The sequence below is a fragment of the Mesorhizobium sp. G2-6-1 genome, assembly GCF_055809095.1.
Genome location: NZ_CM147896.1, coordinates 2,930,968 through 2,950,199, shown reverse-complemented (window position 1 = coordinate 2,950,199; position 19,232 = coordinate 2,930,968). Strand labels below are relative to the sequence as shown.

The window sequence follows — 19,232 nt, the reverse complement described above, 5'->3', positions numbered from 1 at the left end:
ATGAGATGAAAAGATTTCTGACATCAACAGTCGCCGCATCGGCACTTGCGCTGGTGCTTGGCCTGTCTTCTGCCTACGCAGACGATCAGCAGGCGGACCCCAACATCAAGCAGGGCGGCGACATCATCATCACCTACAAGGATGACGTTGCAACGCTCGATCCGGCAATCGGTTACGACTGGCAAAACTGGTCGATGATCAAGAGTCTGTTCGACGGATTGATGGACTATGAGCCGGGCACCACAAACCTTGTCCCCGACCTTGCCGAAAGCTACGAGATTTCTCCCGACGGCAAGACCTTCACCTTCAAGCTGCGCCAGGGCGTGAAATTCCACAATGGGCGCGAAATGACCGCCGAGGATGTCAAATATTCGCTCGACCGCGTCACCAATCCCAAGACACAAAGCCCCGGCTCCGGCTTCTTTGCCTCGATCAAGGGTTATGACGACGCCGCTGCCGGCAAGGCCGAAGGATTGGCCGGCGTTACTGTCGTCGATCCCTACACGGTCAAGATCGAATTGACCCGACCGGACGCCACCTTCCTGCATGTCATGGCGATCAACTTCTCCCATGTCGTGCCCAAGGAAGAAGTCGAGAAATACGGCGCTGATTTCGGCAAGCATCCGGTGGGAACCGGTGCCTACAAACTGGCCGAATGGACCCTTGGCCAGCGCGTCGTCTTCGAGCGCAACCCCGATTATTGGCACAAGGGCCTGCCCCATCTCGACAAGATCACATTCGAAATCGGCCAGGAGCCGATCGTGGCGCTGCTGCGTCTGCAAAAAGGTGAGATCGACGTTCCCGGTGACGGCATCCCGCCCGCCAAATTCCAGGAAGTCATGAACGACCCGGCACAGAAAGCCCTTGTTGTGGAAGGCGGTCAACTGCACACCGGCTACATCACCATGAACACCACAATGGCCCCCTTCGACAATGTGAAGGTGCGCCAGGCCGTCAACATGGCGATCAACAAGGACCGCATCGTCCAGTTGATCAACAACCGCGCCGTTCCCGCCAACCAGCCATTGCCGCCCACAATGCCCGGCTATGACAAGGATTATAAGGGATATGCCTATGACGTCGATAAAGCCAAGGCGCTGCTGGCGGACGCCGGTTTTGCCGACGGCTTCGAGACCGAACTTTACGCCATGAACACCGATCCCAACCCGCGCATTGCTCAGGCGATCCAGCAGGATTTGTCCGCAATCGGCATCAAGGCTGACATTCAGGCCCTTGCTCAGGCCAATGTCATAGCCGCTGGCGGTGAAAAGGACGGCGCGCCGATGATCTGGTCGGGTGGCATGGCATGGATTGCCGACTTCCCCGATCCATCCAATTTCTATGGACCTATCCTCGGCTGTGGCGGTGCGGTTCCCGGTGGCTGGAACTGGTCATGGTATTGCAATGAAGACCTCGACAAGAAAGCCGCCGAAGCCGACTCCATTGTCGATCCGGCCAAGGCCGGCGAGCGGTTCAAGATGTGGAGCGATATCTACAACAAGGTCATGGAAGACGCGCCGTGGGCACCAGTGTTCAATGAACAGCGTTTCACCATGAAATCCGCTCGCATGGGCGGTGCCGACAATCTCTATGTCGACCCCGTCCATATCCCGATCAACTACGACAATGTGTATCTGAACGATGTGCAGTAACTGCGACTACACCATCCACGGACGCCACCACCATTTCGGCTGGGACAATTCGTTTGTCCCGGTCGAGCGGGTGGCTCCCGGTTCGACCATCGAGTTCGAGTGTCTCGACTCGTCCGGCGGCCAGTTGAAACCAGACAGCGGGGTTGGCGACATCGCCAGCCTCGACTTCGGCAAGATCAACCCCGTGACGGGGCCGATCTTTATCGACGGAGCAGAACCTGGCGATGCGCTGAAAGTAACGATCGAAGAGTTCAAACCGTCCGGCTTCGGCTGGACGGCAAACATTCCGGGCTTCGGGCTTCTGGCCGATGACTTCAAGGAACCGGCCCTGAACATCTGGAAATATGATGCGGCTTCCCTCGAACCGGCACTGTTCGGCAAGAATGGCCGGGTGCCGTTAAAGCCGTTCGCTGGCACCATTGGCAATGCTCCGGCTGAAAAGGGGTTGCATTCCGTGGTCCCGCCACGGCGGGTCGGTGGCAATCTCGATATCCGCGATCTGGCAGCTGGAACCACCCTTTATTTACCTGTCGAAGTTGCTGGCGCATTGTTTTCCGTTGGCGACACCCACGCCGCCCAAGGCGACGGTGAGGTTTGCGGAACGGCCATAGAAAGCCCGATGAACGTCGTCTTGACGCTCGATCTGGTGAAGGAAGCGCACTTGAAAATGCCGCGCTTCACCACGCCGGGCCCGGTGACACGCCATCTGGACGCCAAGGGCTACGAAGTGACGACCGGCATCGGAGCCGACCTGATGAGCGGGGCGAAAGAAGCCGTCTCCCAGATGGTCGACCTGCTCGCCGCCCGTTACAACATGGACGCGGTGGATGCCTACATGCTGGTTTCCGTGTGCGGCGATCTCAGAATCAGTGAAATCGTCGACATGCCAAACTGGGTCGTTTCCTTCTACTTCCCGCGCTGCATCTTCGAATGAACGCAAACGCCATGAAAAACAAGCGGTCCGGGGTTCGCGCCCCGACCGCGACTGCACCGGCAGAAACGGCGCTCGAAGTTGACGCTCTCACCATCACGGTGCGCGGCGACGACGGCGAACGCGACGTCGTCTCGGGTCTTTCCTTTGCCCTTGCTCGCGGCGAAACGCTTTGCATCGCCGGCGAATCCGGCTCGGGCAAATCGATGACGTCGCTGGCCATCATGCAGCTTTTGCCCGAACCCGCGGCACGCATCGCTGCTGGTTCGATCCGGCTCGGCGATACCGATCTGTCACAACTGGACGAGCGGCGCATGCAACTCATCCGTGGCAATCGCATCGCCATGATCTTTCAGGAGCCGATGACCTCCCTCAATCCTGTCTTGTCCATCGGCAGGCAGTTGATCGAGGCCATCGAGACACACACGGACCTGTCGCGAGATGGCGCACGCCAGCACGCCATCGACGCTTTGAATGCCGTGCGCATCTCCGAGGCTGAAAACCGCTTGAAGCAATTTCCCCATGAATTGTCCGGTGGCATGCGTCAACGGGTAATGATCGCCATGGCGCTTGCTCTTGAACCCGACATATTGATCGCCGACGAACCAACCACCGCCCTTGATGTCACCGTGCAGGGCGAAGTTCTGGAATTGTTGCGCGACTTACAGCGCCAGCGCGGTACCAGCCTCATTTTGATCACCCACGATATGGGCGTCGTCGCCGAAATGGCGGACCGCGTCATCGTCATGCGCAATGGGCGCATGGTCGAGGAAGGAACCGTAGACGAGATTTTTGCCACCCCCAAAGAGGTCTATACGCGTGAACTGCTTGCCGCCGTCCCGCGCATCGGCACCGGTCAGGGCCGAAATGCCAGCAGGCAAGTGGCCGAGCAGCCGCAACCGCAAGTCGCCGAGGTCAAGGATTTGCATGTGCGCTTTGATGTGCGCGGCGGCTTTTTCGGCCGCGTCACCCGCCGGGTCCATGCAGTCGAGGGCGTCAACTTCTCCATAGCTTCAAACGAAACGCTGGCCCTGGTCGGTGAATCGGGTTGCGGCAAGTCGACAACCGCCAAGGCAATTGCCGGGCTCGTACCCTTCACCGGCGAAATCACGATCAACGGGCGCAATCTTTCCTCACTCGCTGGCGAAGACCGCAAAGCTGTGCGCCGTGACGTGCAGATGATATTCCAGGACCCCTATGCTTCGCTCGACCCGCGCATGCGCGTTGGTGATCTCGTCGCTGAACCGCTACTCATTCACAACATCGGCACGAAAAAAGAGCGGAGCGAACGTGTCGCCGCGCTGTTCGAGCGTGTTGGCCTAGCCGCCTCGCAGATGGAACACTATCCGCATGAATTCTCAGGCGGCCAGCGCCAGCGCGTGTGCATTGCCCGCGCGCTCGCTTTGCGGCCCAAACTCATCATCGCCGATGAGAGCGTCTCGGCGCTCGATGTATCCGTGCAAGCTCGCGTTCTGGAACTGCTGAAGGAACTGCAACAGGAATTTGGCGTCGCTTACCTGTTCATCTCGCACGATATGGCGGTTGTCGAAAACATTTCCGACCGGGTTGCCGTCATGTATCTTGGCCAGATCGTCGAGATGGGCAGCCGCGATCAGGTCTTTGCCAATCCGCGCCACGCTTATACCAAACGGCTGATTGAAGCAGTTCCCGTTCCCGATCCGGCAAAACGCCGCCCTAATTTCGCACGTATGGATCAGGAAATCCGCAGCGCCACCCGCAATATCGGTGATAACCCTGAACGCCTTACCCTTCGTGATGTCGGCAACGGCCATCTCGTAGCGGATCAGGCATTGCCGTAGAGCGCCGTTGCGCCATCATCAAACCGAAATCGGTGCCTTGATCGTTGCATCCGCAATGTAATTTTCCAGCCGGAAATCCTCGAAGCGGAAGGCGAAAAGGTCGTCGATAGCCGGGTTTATCCACATTGTCGGCAATGTCTTGGGCAAGCGTTGCAACTGTTCACGCGCTTGCTCGAAATGATTGGCATAGATATGCGCATCGCCAAGCGTGTGTATGAAATCACCGGGTTTCAACCCGGCCACCTGCGCCACCATCATGGTGAGCAGCGCATAGGACGCGATGTTGAACGGCACGCCAAGAAAGATATCGGCGGAACGCTGATAAAGCTGGCAGGATAGTCGCCCATCGGCAACGTAAAACTGAAACAGGCAATGGCAGGGCGGCAGCGCCATGGCCTCGACTTGCGCCGGGTTCCACGCCGAAACGATCAAACGTCGTGATTGAGGATTTCGGCGTAACTCGATGAGAAGATTCGCAATCTGGTCGATCTCACCTCCATCCCCATCCGGCCATGAGCGCCACTGGCGGCCATAGACGGGGCCGAGATCACCGTTCTCATCAGCCCATTCATCCCAGATGGAAACGCCGTTCTCGTTCAGATATTTTATGTTGGTATCGCCAGCCAGGAACCACAAAAGTTCATGGATGATCGACTTGAGATGCAATTTCTTGGTGGTGGTGACAGGAAACCCCCGCGCCAGATCAAAGCGCATCTGATGGCCGAACACCGAACGCGTGCCGGTGCCTGTGCGATCACCACGGTCAACGCCATTTTCGAGAACGTGTTCCAGAAGATCCAGATACTGTCTCATTGGCTTCGTCTTGATTCCATGTTCAAGGCATCATTGTCTAGGGGCATCATTGTCTAGTGGAACGAATTTGACATTTTAGGGTCAGGACCGTCAGCCTCTCGTTCAAATGTCAAATTCAAAAGTTCCACGAGAGTCAATAAGTTCCTAGTGGTTTCTTTGATTCAGACATTTGCCCGGGCGTGTCCACAAGGCGGATGCAAATGTCGGAATCGAACCACTAGGGGCATCATAGCCCCGACAGCATCTTCACGACACACCAAACCATTGGCAGCAAACCATGTCGCACAACTCTTGGGCCGCAATGCATGCTCAAGCCACGCGACTATCAGTCACGTGACTGCTGGCACCAAACGGCACCGAGGCATAATTCACCGCAGTTCGTCTCAGAGTGAGCCGAGCTTGCCGAGATCCTTGGCCACCAGATAATAGAAGGTCACGCGTCCCTTCGAGCGATCATCTGCCATCGTCTTGGCTACCTTTGCCACCGATGCTTCAGCCGCTGCCGCAGCCACCCCAAGCTTCTTGACGCCCCAGCTATCACGAACCCGGTCGAGTTCCTTCTGGTCGCTTGCCGAAACAAGGGATGAGTCCCGGTTCCTGAGCGCAATGCCCAGATGCTTCACGATCTTGTTCACCACCGCTTCATCAGCACCGGCATCGTATTTCTTCACGTCTGCAAGATAGTCGGCCATACAATCGTCCCCTGTCGGAATTGTAAATCCTCATTGCCAGGGCAAATATCCACGATTGCAACCTGTGCGCCGCACTGGGATTCTTTGCACCTTTGCGAACCATCGGGAAAGTCCGCGGCCAAGTCAAGCCTGTGACGACAGCGCATCAAGGAAGTGTGCTTGCAAGTCTTCCATTTGCCACGAACGCCCCCTATATTCGTCTCGTCGGCTTGACCGACTATGGCGATAAATGGGCGATGAAATAAGCCGTTCGGACCCGGGGGCGGTACCCGGCGCCTCCACCAAAAACCGCTTCTTTTACGTGAAGCGGCTTTTGCTGGGGGCGAAATAGGATCGACGAAGGTGTAAAGATCGTACTTTTGCCCGGCATTGTACCACCGTTATCGGGCTAAACTTGTAGTTGCAAACGACAACTATGCGGAAGCACGTCTCGCAGCGTAAGCTGTGCGATCGCTTCAAATTAAGTCCTAGCGGTTCGCACTTCTAGGCGGGGTTCGGAGGTACCTGGCAACAGAAACCTCCACTTTTCCTTTCCCGATGCCGAAAGTTCACGGAATTCAGTGGCGGGTACGTTGCAGCGGACTCCAGAGTATCGGACCGGAAAGTGATTGCCGGTTTTCGCAATGCCGCGATGCTCTATCAATGTGAAAGAGCGTCCTTTGTGCGTCTAAATGGACGCACGGCGCTCTCAATAGTCACATGAGCGAGCAAATTAGCACCACAACTGACAATCCAGTTGCTACAAGTTCTGATATGCGGTTTACGCCGCGCCCAAGCTTGATTACAGCTATGCCGATGATTCAACGGGATTGAACATGGCCGACGACCACATCCGCTACGACATACTGGCTCAAGAGGCATTGCGCGGCGTCATGCGCAAGGTTCTGGCTGAGGTTGCGCGCGCCGGTCTTCCGGGCAATCACCACTTTTTCATAACATTTCTTACCGGAGCGCCGGGCGTGCGCATTTCAAGCCGCCTGCATGAACGTTACCCGGAGCAGATGACCATCGTTGTCCAGTTCCAGTACTGGGACCTGAAAGTGACCGACACCGGTTTCGAAATTGGCCTGTCCTTTTCCGACATTCCAGAAAAGCTGGAAATTCCGTTCTCGGCCGTACGCGGCTTTTATGATCCGTCGGTAAACTTCGAACTGGAGTTCGATGTGAAGGCCGAAGCCACCGAAACGGACGAAACCGAGGTCACCCCAGAGAGCGAGCTTGTCGCCATCACTGCGCCGGCTAAAACTTCGGAAAAGAAAAACCCACTGAAACCGAAAAGAAAGCCGACAAGGACGAACCCGAAGAGGGCAAGAGCGCCGATGTCGTATCACTCGACGCTTTTCGCAAGAAATAGTTGGTCTGGAGCACTGCGCTGTGGCCGATGTCGTAAACCTTCGCCTGGTACGCAAGCAAAAAGCGCGCACGGACAAGGAACGCATCGCGGAACAAAACCGCGTACTTCATGGCCGCAGCAAGGCTGAAAGTGCGCGCGACAAGCAGATCAGCCAGAAAGCGGATCGTTTCTTTGAGGACCACCGCCGCGCGCGCCTCCCCAATGACGATAGTGATCAATGACGCTGGTCCAAAAGCGATCTGTGACAATCCGCGGCCATCGCACAAGCTACTCGCTTGAAAAGCCGTTCCACGATGAACTGGTCGCCATCGCCGCAATACGCCAGATACCTCTTGCCACGCTTATCGCCGAGATCGACGAAACCCGCCCACGCGAGGCCAATCTTTCATCCGCGCTCAGGCTTTGCGTGCTGGACTGGGTAAAATCGAAACCTTGAAAAAACACCCGCCGCATCCGGTTCGAGGTGGCGCCTGTTCAGCCTCCACCCAGCGATCTCAGCAGATTGTCGATCGTAAATGGCTCCGGCTTCGATACCGGATCAGTTTGTGGGGACGGGTTGACGGTGGGCGCTAAGGGGCTCGCTCAACACCCGGCAATTGCTCGATTGCGTTTTGTTCAGCCGCGCGCCGCGCCTTTTCTTGCTCGGCCTCCTTCACGGCCTGCTCAGCCTTGAGACGCTCCTGTTCCGCCCTCGCCGCTTCTTCTGCCGCAGCTTCAGCGCGCGCCTGGGCCTGGGCTTCTGCCTCAGCTTTGGCCTCAGCTTCAGCCTTGAGACGCTCCTGTTCCAGCCTCGCCGCTTCCTCTGCCGCCGCCTCTGCGCGTGCCTTTGCTTCTGCTTCCACCCTGGCCTTGGCCTCAACTTGCGCCTTGGCCTCGGCTTCCTGAATGGCGCGAGCTTCTGCCGCAGCCTTGGCCTCGGCTTCGGCTCTTAGGCGCGCCTCTTCCTCTTTCTGGCGCTGTTCCTCGGCTGCCCGTTCACGCTCATCTTGTAAAGCAGCGTAATAGCGCGTCTCGCGCCTCAATCGCTGCTTTTCCAGCAACACAGCCTGCATGGCTTCAACTCGCAACTGCTCTTTCTCAAGCGCCCGCTGCGTCAAGAATTGTGCCAGTGGTTCGCTGTCGAATACGCGCCGCGTTTTTCCAGGCGTTCCCTCTACCGTGAAATTCAACGCCGGTTCCGAACCGACAAGTGCCTCATCACCTGCCTGATAGATAATGGTCCCACGCGCGCTAACTGTGCTGGCGGCAAGGTCCGCCCCGAGATCGACAGAAACACGCGCCGCCGCACCCTCCAGCGTAACCGGCGGCGCGCGCAGCGTTCCGTTTGCTATGGCGAATGCCACGTCGGTATCGCGAGCCGCAAAACGACCCGAACCGGCAATGGTTGGCGCGAACGCAGCCGTCTTTGCTCCATTAATGTCGCGGCCAATCGCATCGGCCTTGGCAATCAAGGCTGCGAATGCGTCCGCGTTCAGATTGGCGATGCTCATACCTTTCAGCGATGCGGTTCCCGAGCCTGATAGCGCTGAAATCATCGCATCGACCGATTTGCCACTGGTCGTTACGGTCGTCGAAAAGTCGCTTCTGCCCGAAATTCCCGCGTCAGGTAGTGCAGCGGTCAAATCGGCATTGGCAAGTTCCATTTGACCTGAAAGAAATCCGGTGCCGTCATTGTTCTTCAATTCGAACAATCCGCTGACCTCGCCTCCGAACAGCTTTGCCTTCAACCCCGAAACGCGCATGCCCTCACGATCAAGTTTGAAAGACAGCGTCGCATCATAGGCAGTAGCAAATTGTCCGGCGGCAAGCGTGGCGGTATTAAGATCAACCTGAGCACTGAAGGGCACGCTCGCACTTTTCGCGAAAGGCGAAGTCGGCCACCCCTTCGGCACGGATGCGAATGCGGCATCGCCAAACAGCATCACCGCGACCGGGTCCAGATCAAGCTCATCCAGCACAAGCGCACCTGTCAGATGCGGCTTTCCATCCTTGATATCCGCGTTGATGTCGCCCGATATCGCGGCTTCATTGACGGTGCTGGCAAGGTTGTTCAACACCAGAAGGCCGTTTGCGTAATCTGCATCGGCATCCAGCGTCAGCGCAGTTCCCAGACCCATTCCCGGCAGCCCGACACCGGTCGTCATCATCCACGGCTCTATATCGCTGGCATCCAGCCTGATTTTACCTTTGGCCGCCACACCTTGCCATGTATCAGCAACTGTTCCGTCAAAATGCGCCTTGAAATCTGCACCCGCCAGATCAAATACCGCTGACAGACCGCCACCAAGCGTTCCCTTGGCTGAAACGTCCGCGATCCCCGCACCAACCATGCCCAATGGCAGCGCCGGAAGGCCGGCCAACGCCAACAGAGAGGTCGCGTCGTCGTTCTTCGCGCTGAAAGTCAGGGTCAGCGGCGCATTGGCAATATCATCCCTGGCACCTTGCGCCGAAAGCGAGCCTGAAAAGGCCGACGCGCCCGCATTGCCTTGCGCGCTCAGCGCCACCCCGGTGCTCCCGTCGCTATTTTCAGCCGCACTCGCCACCAGGTCGATACGGGCGTCCTCAAACAGACCGGAATAGCTTTGTGCGCGCGCCGACAATCCACGCAGCAAAGCGGAGCCGGGATAATGCGCGGCCGCCATATCGATCAAAGGTGCGAGGTCGACCGCGACAATCGACGCATCAAGATCGCCGGTGGGGCTATCGGGAAAATCCTTGATGCGGCCCGTCGCGCTGATGGAAGCGCCAGCCAGACCACCAATCGACAATTTGTCGATCTCCAGCAACCCGTCGCGAAGCCTCAGCGCCGTGTCAATCGTGTCGGCGGTGAAACCACCAGCATCGACCGGTCCGGCTTTGATCTTGAAGTCGAGATCCCGGTCCAGAAAGCGATTGGCACCCTTGTCGCTGACAAACAGCGAGGCAAACGCTGCCAACCCGTCAACGTCGAGATTGCCACCTTCAAGTTGCATCTCAACCGATGGCCTGGCGTCCTGCGGCTCGTTGGCCACGATGCGACCGTTGAACTTGGCCTGGCCAAGAATCAGTTCAAGATCGCTGAACGTCTGGCTCTGATCCGTCATCTCCACATTGGCGTTAAATCCAGCCGAAGGCAGACGCCGGATAGCTTCATCGACATCTTTCGACAACCACGCTGCAAAACCGGACGGCTGGCCGACTGCCAAAAGCAGCGAACCGGCAAAGCCGAACTGGTCTTCGACACTGAGTTTCCCCTTGGCTTCAAGCTTCGCGCGACCGGGCAACGTCGCCGCAAGGGATTTGACCGCCCACCCCCATCGACCGGCTCGGCTGAAAGATGAACATCCCGGATCGTCGTATCCCCAGCCACGACGGCGGGCAGCTTGACTTCGACAATTCCGGGGATCGTCGGCTTTGGCATCTGGACCAGCGCCGCCTTTAGCGAATCTATTCGCTGCTCCAGGGTCAGCCCCTTACCGGCTTTTGCCCCCACCGCTTCATCGAACTGCACTTGCGCACCAGTAGCCACGATCGAAAAATGCGGCGATTGGCCAAGATCGACAGATGCCGTACCGTCTGCCGTATAGGGATTATCAACCGGCCCGGTTTCAAAACGAAATGCATCGACATCGAGATTGCGATGGTCGAGCTGGAATGATCCGGTGAGCCTGTAGCCCGGTTCAGCCTTGGCAGCACTGACCTTCACCATCTGGCCATCATTTCCACGCAGCATGCCAGAATTCTTGTCGTCCCCGGCAATCTTGAACTGCCCCGAATAGACAATCGCGCCCTTGTCGATGCGCGTATTTCCGTCAGTCTCGATTGTCAGCGGATAAGCATCCGGGTCGACCTTGAGCCGCAACCGCATCTGGCCATTGTCGCCAACAAGACCGGTCGAGGCAGAAAGCCGGGTTCTTATCCCATCGAACAAAAGCGAACCATCCACCCGCCACGGGCCAAATAGAGATTTGGCCGATATCGTCGAATTAATCTCCGAGATCAGATGATTGCGCCCGCCAGCCTGGTGGCGCAGTTCTATCTGTCCGTCAGTCACCGTCAGTTTTTCAATTGCGATCTGCTTCGCATTGAAGGGTGATGACGGTCGCACCACCCAATCGACAGTGCCGTCATCGCCAATGTCGATTGTCGCCTTGGGGTGCACCAGACGCATATCGAAAATCAGCACCTCGCCACGCAGGAAAGGTGCGAGTTCCGCATCCATCGAAAACGTATCGACAACCATCGCCGGCTGACCGTCCGGCCCGCCCGCAACTGAAACATCAGAAAATGTCACCGATGGGAAAGGCAAAAGGCGGGCGGTTGCCTCGCCTCGCACCGTTACCTTACGCCCCAATATGACGCTTGCCTCACGCTCGAAATCGGCCCGGTAGCTTGTCCAGTTGATAAACGGCGGCACTACCAGTGCCGCACATAGCACCAGTACCAAAAGACCACCAACAATGACAAACAGGCGAGCGAGCATTCCCTCACGGCAAATCAATGACAATTTGCGCGCACTCTACCCGCATTGGCGTGTCGATAAAGAGGCAAATTCCCCGCATCGCCCGCTCACTACAGGTTTTCGGAATTCATTTCCGCAAAGTGGATGACCAGCCAGTGTCCCGAATCTGAAATTCGCATCATTATTCGAGTGGCGCTGTACGAATTACAGATTCGATAAGGACACTAGCAAACTTATAATTCCAGTGCGGTTTCAGGATTTGAAGTTCGTATCGGAGACCTCGAAATCAAATGTGACGAACTTCAAATCCACCACACTGGCATGTTATTATCAAAAGCTGGCAGGTATGATCTTGCCAGGATTGAGAATATCCAGCGGATCGAGCGCCTGTTTGATCGTGCGCATGACATCAACACCGTGGCCGTGTTCATGGCGCAAAAATCCGGCTTTGCCCTGTCCAATTCCATGCTCGCCGGTGCAGGTGCCTTCCATGTCGATGGCCCGCATATTGAGCCGTGCAACGAATTTCTCGACCTTTTCGACTTCTGCCCTGTCGTCAGGGTCCATCAACACCAGCGTATGGAAATTGCCGTCTCCCGCGTGCCCGACAATCGGCGCGATCAACCCCATTTCCGCAATATCGGCCTCAGTCTCACTAACACATTGCGCCAGACGCGAGATCGGCACGCAGACATCGGTGGAAAGCCCTTTTGCCCCGGACCTGAGCGTCAACGATGCCCAATAAGCATCATGCCTGGCCTTCCACAGCTTCGTGCGTTCCTCGGCAACGCTTGTCCATAAGAACGGACCGCCGCCCTGCTCCTCGGCGATCATGCCGAAAACCTCCGCCTGTTCTGCCACGCTCGCATCGCTGCCATGAAATTCGAGAAACAGGCATGGGCTTTCGGGGTAATCCAGCTTCGAGTAATTTTTCATGGCCCGCATCTGCAATGCGTTGACCAGTTCGATACGTGCAACTGGAATGCCCATCTGGATTGTCGCAATGACCGTCTGGCAGGCTGCTTCAAGACTTGGAAACGGGCACACGCCACCCGAAATCGCTTGCGGAATGCCCTGTAGCTTCAATGTCAGCGCGGTGATGATGCCAAGCGTTCCTTCGGACCCCACCAAGAGCCGTGCAAGATCGTACCCGGCTGAACTTTTTCGCGCCCGCTTTCCCGTGGTGATCAATTCACCATCAGCCATCACGGCACTCAGCGACAAGACATTCTCGCGCATCGTGCCATAACGCACGGCATTTGTGCCGGAAGCGCGCGTTGCCGCCATCCCGCCTAGTGACGCGTTCGCACCCGGATCAATCGGGAAAAACAGGCCCGTATCGCGCAAATGATGATTGAGGTCTTCACGCGTCACACCCGGTTCGACCGTGCAGTCGAGATCCTCGGCATTGACGGTCAGAATGCGGTTCATACGCGCCATATCGAGCGAAATACCGCCACCCGGCGCGTTGACATGCCCTTCCAGCGAGCTTCCAACCCCGAATGCAATGACCGGCACGCGATGCCCGGCGCATATGCGCACAATCTCCTGAATCTCCGCGCTCGATTCTGGAAACACCACACCGTCCGGCGCTTGCGTGGGAATATAGGTCGTCGTGTGCGCATGTTGGGCGCGGATCGATTGCCCTGTCTGGAAACGTTCATCGAACCGCTGCTTGAGAATGCCAAGCACCGTGGTGATGCCATCTTCGTTGCGTTCAACCACTCTCAAGTCGCTCAGAGCCATGTTTCCTCCGCGAATGGGTCAAAGCCCACTCTTGTCAGCCTTTGGATTTTGTTGTTTGTCCTCTCATCTGCCTGTTCCTTGCGCAAGAGAAAGAATTCCCATGACCGCTGCCGCTCCTTTCGTCTCCCGCGCAATGGACATCGAAAAAGATTGGATCGACTATAACGGCCATCTCAATATGGCCTATTATAACGTGTTGTTCGACCGCTGCTCGGACGATGCCTACGAAGTCATGGGGCTTGGCCCGGATTACGCAAAAGAGCGGAAACTGACCATCTACACAGCCGAAGTCCACGTTTGCTACGTGCAGGAATTGCATCTCGGCGACAAGGTAACCGTCACTTTCCAACTTCTCGACCATGACGACAAGCGGTTGCGCGCTTATCAGGAAATTCGCCACGTCGATGGCTGGCTCGCCGCCACGTCGGAATCGCTTTCCTTGCATGTCGACATGACCGGCCCCAAGGTCGCGCCCTTCCCAAACGACATCATGCAACGGGTCGAGGCGATGCGCGCGGCCCACACGGCGCTGCCCGCACCCGAACGGGCCGGGCGTTCAATTGGTATCCGTCGCAAGACCGCCTGAACCGTTTCCGCGACCTGTTAACCTTAACAAGTGATAAACGTGCACAGGCAACATCGATGCGTTGATCGAATCAGCCATGCACCGGAAAAATCGCGGCATGACGATGCACGATTTCCGGCAAGCGCCGATCTGGGAGACGACAATGGCCAAGGATATCAAGGTCGAGGTGGACAGATTGACGGTTGACCCGAACCTCACCGATTATGATTTCTGGCGTTCTTTGAAGAATCTCAACGACGAGATATTTCGCATTGCCCGCAACAACAGCCCGATCCCGTTTGCCCTGATACGCTGGCGGTCCATTCTCACACAGGCACGCACCAGACGTGGCTATCTCCAAAACGGCGAATAGCTACTCAACGGGTGCGGATGCGGGCACAGCCTAGAACGCATAGGAAAGCGTCGATGCGACCGCCATCAATGCCGCAATACCCACCAGCGCCGCATAAATGCGCGGCAGGTCGAATAAGATGGCATGTCCTGCAATCCACGCGGCAAACCCCGCGCCAAGCGCAAACAGGAAGCCATTGCGGTCGCCAACGCCAAGATTGGCTGCCATCAGACCGCCAATGATGAGCGCGCCGAATATGATGATGACGGCGATTCCTGCCTTGTCGAAATTGTCGTCCATTTCCAGTCCTCTACTGTCGACCATGATCTCCCTGTCTGAAAAACCATTTCATCGCACGTCGACACAACAGACTTAACCGACCTTGTCCAAGGGGCAAGAACAAACTCGTCACACTTTAGAGAAAAATATTGGTGTGGATTTGCGGCGACACCTCATTGCGATTCGTAGCAACGCACCCGTTTTGAACGAAATTTTACGCGCACAAAGGCTGGCACGCCAGAACAAAAGCCCAACACTGCCAAGGTTATGAGCTAGCCTTTCTGCCCCGAATCACTACATTCGAGCATGATGTCCGACTCTCCAGACGACATGCCATTCTTCGACGAACCGGATGCGCGCCCTGCCGCCCCGTCCGGCATCGCCGCGCGCGCTATGGCGGCCCGCCATGGCACCAACAACGCACCCGACTATCTGAATGGTCTCAACCCCGAGCAGCGCAAGGCGGTCGAGACAACTGAAGGTCCGGTTCTGGTGCTGGCGGGTGCCGGTACCGGTAAGACGCGCGTTCTCACCACCCGCATTGCCCACATTCTTGCGACAGGCCGCGCCTTTCCTTCGCAAATCCTCGCCGTCACCTTCACCAACAAGGCCGCGCGTGAGATGAAACAGCGCATCGGCCTGCTCGTCGGCGAAGCGGTCGAGGGCATGCCGTGGCTCGGCACCTTCCATTCAATCGGGGTCAAACTGCTGCGCCGCCATGCCGAACTTGCCGGCCTGCGCTCCGATTTCACCATTCTCGACACTGACGATGTTATCCGTCTCATCAAGCAACTGATTCAAGCCGAAGGGCTGGACGACAAACGCTGGACACCGCGTATTTTTGCCCAGATGGTCGACGGATGGAAGAACAAGGGCCTCGGCCCCTCTGAAATCGCTGAAGGCGACGCGCGCGCCTTTGCCAACGGCCGGGGCCGCGAGCTTTATCAGGCCTATCAGGATCGCCTGAAAACCCTGAATGCCTGCGATTTCGGTGATCTCTTGTGCCACCCGATTCGCATTTTGCGCGCCCATCACGACGTCCTGGGCGAGTACCATCGCAGGTTCAAATATATTCTGGTCGACGAGTATCAGGACACCAACACCGCTCAATATATGTGGCTGCGCCTGCTCGCCCAGCGACCGAAAAGCACAGCGGCAAGTTCGCTCCAGGCGCCCGCAAGCGACAACAAGATCAATATCTGTTGCGTGGGCGATGATGACCAGTCGATTTATGGCTGGCGCGGAGCCGAGGTCGATAACATCTTGCGTTTCGAGAAGGATTTCCCCGGTGCCACCGTTATCCGGCTGGAGCGCAATTATCGCTCCACCGCCCATATTCTTGGCGCTGCCGCCCACCTCATTTCCCACAATGAGGGACGGCTTGGCAAAACCCTGTTCACCGACAACCCCGATCCCGAAGACCCCAAGGTCAATGTCCACGCTGCATGGGATTCAGACGAGGAAGCCCGTGCTATCGGTGAGACGATCGAGGCCTATCAACGTCGCAAGCATCCCCTCAACGACATGGCGATCCTTGTGCGCGCGTCCTTCCAGATGCGCTCCTTCGAGGACCGTTTCATCGAGATCGGTCTGAATTATCGTGTCATTGGCGGCCCACGTTTTTACGAGCGCCAGGAAATCCGCGACGCGATGGCCTATCTTCGCGTTGTCGCGCAAGGGGCCGATGACCTTGCCTTTGAGCGCATCGTCAATGTGCCCAAGCGCGGTCTTGGCGAAGCGGCCATTCGTCAGGTCCACGACACAGCCCGCGCCTTGCGAGTGCCAATGCTGGAGGCTGCGGGAAAACTCACCGAATCCGACGAAATGAAACCCAAGCCGCGAGCCGCATTGCGCGAGGTTGCAGCCAATTTCGCACGCTGGCAGGCAGCACTTGAAAACACGCCACACACCGAACTGGCCGAAACCATTCTCGAAGAAAGCGGTTACACCGACATGTGGAAGAACGACCGCTCGGCGGATGCGCCGGGGCGGTTGGAAAACCTGAAAGAGCTGATCCGCTCGATGGAGGAGTATGAATCGCTGCGCTCCTTCCTTGAACATGTCGCACTGGTCATGGACGCCGAAAAAGCGAAGGCCTCGATGCCGTTTCCATCATGACGCTGCACTCGGCCAAGGGACTGGAATTCGAAACCGTATTCCTGCCTGGCTGGGAAGAAGGCCTGTTTCCACACCAGCGCGCACTGGATGAAGGGGGCCGTTCCGGCCTGGAGGAAGAACGCCGTCTCGCCTATGTCGGATTGACCCGCGCCAAGGTGAACCTGCATTTGTGGTTTGTGTCCAACCGCCGGATTCATGGCCTGTGGCAGTCCACCATCCCCTCGCGCTTTCTCGAAGAACTGCCCGAGGCACATATCGAGGTTGCCGATGCGGGCGACTCCTATGGTGGCTACGGCAACTCCTATGGCGGTGGTGGCACACGCCAGAACGCATATGGCGCATCGCGTTTCGACAATGTCGGCGCAGGCTCTGGCCGCAGCAATTCAGGCGGTGAAAAGTCCGGTGCCTTCTCCAACACCTATGCCACCCCGGCTGGCAGCGCGCACAGGTCAACCGCACCGAAGCAACCAGCCGCAACTGGGGCACGCGTTCCGGCCACCGGGTCGAGCGCATCGGCTACGGCGAAACTGACAGTGGCTACGGCGCTGGCCGCACATCCGTCAAATCCCACACCATCGATGGCGAACTTGTTGCCAAGTCCGTGGCCGACACCGCATCTGCCTTCAATGTCGGCGACCGCGTTTTCCATCAGAAATTCGGCAATGGTAATATCGCCGCGATCGAAGGCAACAAACTCACCATCAATTTCGACAAGGCCGGCCAGAAGAAGGTGCTGGATGGGTTTGTGAAAAGAATTTGAGGGCGTTTGAACGGCTGCCCGTCTGATGGCCTCGCATTTAAGAGGCCTGTTCACCCATGCGTCATTTGCAAATTTCCTGAAAGCGGGCACGATGAACAAGTTTCGTGTCCCCGCATTCTGGAGCAAAATATGGCGAATGGTCGTGTCGAATTTCCCGGTCACGATGGCGCGATGCTGGCCGCGCGGCTCGACATGCCGCGAGATCGGCCGCGTGCCTGCGCGGTGTTTGCGCATTGCTTTACCTGTTCGAAAGACATCGCCGCCGCGCGTGCCATCGCCCAAACCCTTGCGGATTTGGGAATTGCTGTGCTGCGCTTTGATTTTACCGGCCTTGGCCATTCCGGTGGGGAGTTTGCCAATACAGGCTTTTCGTCCAATGTCGATGATCTCGTTGCCGCAGCCGACTACCTTCGCTCAAAGCTGGAAGCGCCTGCCATTCTGATCGGCCATTCGCTTGGCGGTGCGGCCGTTCTGGCGGCGGCCTCTCGCATCCCCGAATGCAAGGCCGTTGTCACAATCGGCGCTCCGGCCGAACCCGAACATGTCCTGAAAGCGATGGGCGCGTCCTTGCCAGTGATCAAGGAACAAGGCGAAGCCGAAGTCATGCTTGCCGGCAGACCGTTCCTCATCAAGAAAAGTTTCGTCGAAGATGTCGCCGAAGCCAATTTGCAGAAGGCGATCGGTTCGTTGAAACGCGCCCTCCTCGTCCTTCACTCCCCCATCGACCAGAATGTCGGCATTGAAAATGCCGGTGAAATCTTTGATGCAGCAAAACATCCCAAGAGCTTCGTCTCCCTCGACAGGGCCGACCATTTGCTGACACGAAAGGAAGATGCCGAATATGCCGCTTCGGTCATCGGTGCGTGGGTGTCGCGCTATATCGGCACACCGGCCACCGCCGTCAATGCGGACCACCCGGAAGGCGTGGTACGCGTCGTTGAAGCGGAGCCTACCGCCATGTTGCAGCGCATTTCAGTCGACGCGAAATTTCATCTTCTGGCGGACGAGCCAAAATCGGTCGGTGGCACGGATCTTGGCCCCACGCCCTACCAGTTTCTTTCAGCCGCACTCGGTGCGTGTACCTCTATTACCCTTCGCATGTATGCAAAACGCAAGAAGATCCCCCTGATGGGAGTGACTGTTGACGTAACCCATTCCAAATCTCATGCCGCCGACAGCGACAATGCGGATTCGGCTCGCAAGATCGACCGTTTCTCGCGCTCCATCATGATCAGCGGCGACATTGACGATGACCAGCGCGCCGGGCTGCTTAAAATTGCCGACCTGTGTCCCGTCCACAAAACGCTTGAAGGGCAAGCCCAGGTGGAAACATCAATTTCCAAGGCAGATGCATAAAGGCCGGGCACAACAACAAATCCGCACGGACAGCGCAAATGTTTGGCGTGTGGTGGTCAGGCCCGCATTGCCTTCAGTTTTTCCGCAACAGAAGCAGCAAGGTCGCCATAACGTTCCTCAAGCCGTTCAGCCTCCTCGATTACTGGAAAGTCGTGGCCGAACTTCTCCAGCGCCATACGTAATTTCTCGACAAAATCGGCCTGCTTCTCGAGTTCGGAGAAAAGCGCGCGCACCTGCTCTTCATTGATGCCCGCTGTGGTGAGGATTTCAGGCACCTCGCGCGCCATTTGTTCACCATCCGCCGTCTGCTGGCGCAGGATTTCAACCCAATCCGTCAAGAAACCATCTCCGTT

At 57.3% G+C, this 19,232-nt stretch carries 13 protein-coding genes, 1 other RNA gene and 3 pseudogenes; 11 read left to right on the top strand and 6 right to left on the bottom strand.

What is annotated here, in order from left to right; genetic code table 11:
* Positions 1 to 5: 5 nt before the first annotated feature.
* Genes AC0L7S_RS14135 through AC0L7S_RS14125 form a run of 3 tightly spaced genes read left to right on the top strand, consistent with a single transcriptional unit; the run spans position 6 to position 4,403 of the window.
* Complete coding sequence (locus tag AC0L7S_RS14135; RefSeq protein ID WP_473471628.1) at positions 6 to 1,652, top strand: ABC transporter substrate-binding protein; 1,647 nt, start codon at positions 6 to 8, stop codon at positions 1,650 to 1,652.
* Complete coding sequence (locus AC0L7S_RS14130; protein ID WP_473471627.1) at positions 1,642 to 2,586, top strand: acetamidase/formamidase family protein; 945 nt, start codon at positions 1,642 to 1,644, stop codon at positions 2,584 to 2,586. The genes AC0L7S_RS14135 and AC0L7S_RS14130 overlap by 11 nt, the downstream gene beginning before the upstream one ends.
* Positions 2,587 to 2,597: 11 nt before the next feature.
* The gene (locus AC0L7S_RS14125) at positions 2,598 to 4,403 is read left to right on the top strand and encodes an ABC transporter ATP-binding protein (RefSeq protein ID WP_473471626.1); all 1,806 of its coding nucleotides are present in this window, start codon (positions 2,598 to 2,600) and stop codon (positions 4,401 to 4,403) included.
* A gap of 18 nt (positions 4,404 to 4,421) precedes the next feature.
* Here the strand turns inward: AC0L7S_RS14125 and AC0L7S_RS14120 are convergent, their stop codons facing one another.
* Positions 4,422 to 5,216, bottom strand: coding sequence for a thymidylate synthase (locus AC0L7S_RS14120; protein ID WP_473471625.1), 795 nt, complete (start codon positions 5,214 to 5,216; stop codon positions 4,422 to 4,424).
* A 383-nt stretch (positions 5,217 to 5,599) separates the two neighbouring features.
* A complete protein-coding gene (locus AC0L7S_RS14115) occupies positions 5,600 to 5,908 on the bottom strand; it encodes a DUF2853 family protein (RefSeq protein WP_473471624.1) in 309 nt (102 codons plus the stop codon).
* 164 nt (positions 5,909 to 6,072) lie between these two features.
* On the opposite strand from AC0L7S_RS14115, the gene ssrA reads away from it, so the two are divergent.
* The 4 genes and pseudogenes from ssrA (at position 6,073) to AC0L7S_RS14095 (ending at position 7,698) form a co-directional block, all read left to right on the top strand.
* Positions 6,073 to 6,433: a transfer-messenger RNA gene (ssrA, locus tag AC0L7S_RS14110) on the top strand.
* A gap of 290 nt (positions 6,434 to 6,723) precedes the next feature.
* Positions 6,724 to 7,262, top strand: a pseudogene (locus tag AC0L7S_RS14105) (SspB family protein).
* Positions 7,263 to 7,282: 20 nt separating this feature from the next.
* Positions 7,283 to 7,483 carry a DUF4169 family protein gene (locus AC0L7S_RS14100; protein WP_473471623.1) on the top strand — a complete coding sequence of 67 codons (201 nt, stop codon included), beginning with the start codon at positions 7,283 to 7,285 and terminating at the stop codon, positions 7,481 to 7,483.
* Positions 7,480 to 7,698 (top strand): ribbon-helix-helix domain-containing protein, encoded by a 219-nt coding sequence (locus AC0L7S_RS14095; RefSeq protein WP_473471622.1) that lies wholly within the window; start codon positions 7,480 to 7,482, stop codon positions 7,696 to 7,698. The genes AC0L7S_RS14100 and AC0L7S_RS14095 overlap by 4 nt, the downstream gene beginning before the upstream one ends.
* Positions 7,699 to 7,736: 38 nt before the next feature.
* Here AC0L7S_RS14095 and AC0L7S_RS14090 read toward each other — a convergent pair.
* A pseudogene (locus tag AC0L7S_RS14090) lies at positions 7,737 to 11,724 on the bottom strand (AsmA family protein).
* A gap of 309 nt (positions 11,725 to 12,033) precedes the next feature.
* A complete protein-coding gene (locus AC0L7S_RS14085) occupies positions 12,034 to 13,449 on the bottom strand; it encodes an FAD-binding oxidoreductase (RefSeq protein ID WP_473471621.1) in 1,416 nt (471 codons plus the stop codon).
* Between the two features lie 100 nt (positions 13,450 to 13,549).
* Between AC0L7S_RS14085 and AC0L7S_RS14080 the strand changes: the two genes are divergently transcribed.
* The gene (locus tag AC0L7S_RS14080; protein ID WP_473471620.1) at positions 13,550 to 14,035 is read left to right on the top strand and encodes a thioesterase family protein; all 486 of its coding nucleotides are present in this window, start codon (positions 13,550 to 13,552) and stop codon (positions 14,033 to 14,035) included.
* Between the two features lie 97 nt (positions 14,036 to 14,132).
* Positions 14,133 to 14,387: a hypothetical protein gene (locus AC0L7S_RS14075; RefSeq protein ID WP_473471619.1), complete on the top strand. Its 255-nt coding sequence runs from the start codon at positions 14,133 to 14,135 to the stop codon at positions 14,385 to 14,387.
* 30 nt (positions 14,388 to 14,417) lie between these two features.
* Here AC0L7S_RS14075 and AC0L7S_RS14070 read toward each other — a convergent pair whose 3' ends face one another.
* Positions 14,418 to 14,690, bottom strand: a complete 273-nt coding sequence (locus tag AC0L7S_RS14070; RefSeq protein WP_473471618.1) for a hypothetical protein — start codon at positions 14,688 to 14,690, stop codon at positions 14,418 to 14,420.
* A gap of 264 nt (positions 14,691 to 14,954) precedes the next feature.
* Between AC0L7S_RS14070 and AC0L7S_RS14065 the strand changes: the two are divergent.
* Both AC0L7S_RS14065 and AC0L7S_RS14060 read left to right on the top strand, forming a co-directional pair.
* Positions 14,955 to 17,523 (top strand): annotated as a pseudogene (locus tag AC0L7S_RS14065) (ATP-dependent helicase).
* 129 nt (positions 17,524 to 17,652) lie between these two features.
* Entirely contained in the window at positions 17,653 to 18,879 is a 1,227-nt protein-coding gene (locus AC0L7S_RS14060) for a bifunctional alpha/beta hydrolase/OsmC family protein (RefSeq protein ID WP_473471617.1), read from the top strand.
* 56 nt (positions 18,880 to 18,935) lie between these two features.
* Here the strand turns inward: AC0L7S_RS14060 and AC0L7S_RS14055 are convergent, their stop codons facing one another.
* Positions 18,936 to 19,217 carry a hypothetical protein gene (locus AC0L7S_RS14055; RefSeq protein ID WP_473471616.1) on the bottom strand — a complete coding sequence of 94 codons (282 nt, stop codon included), beginning with the start codon at positions 19,215 to 19,217 and terminating at the stop codon, positions 18,936 to 18,938.
* Positions 19,218 to 19,232 lie beyond the last annotated feature (15 nt).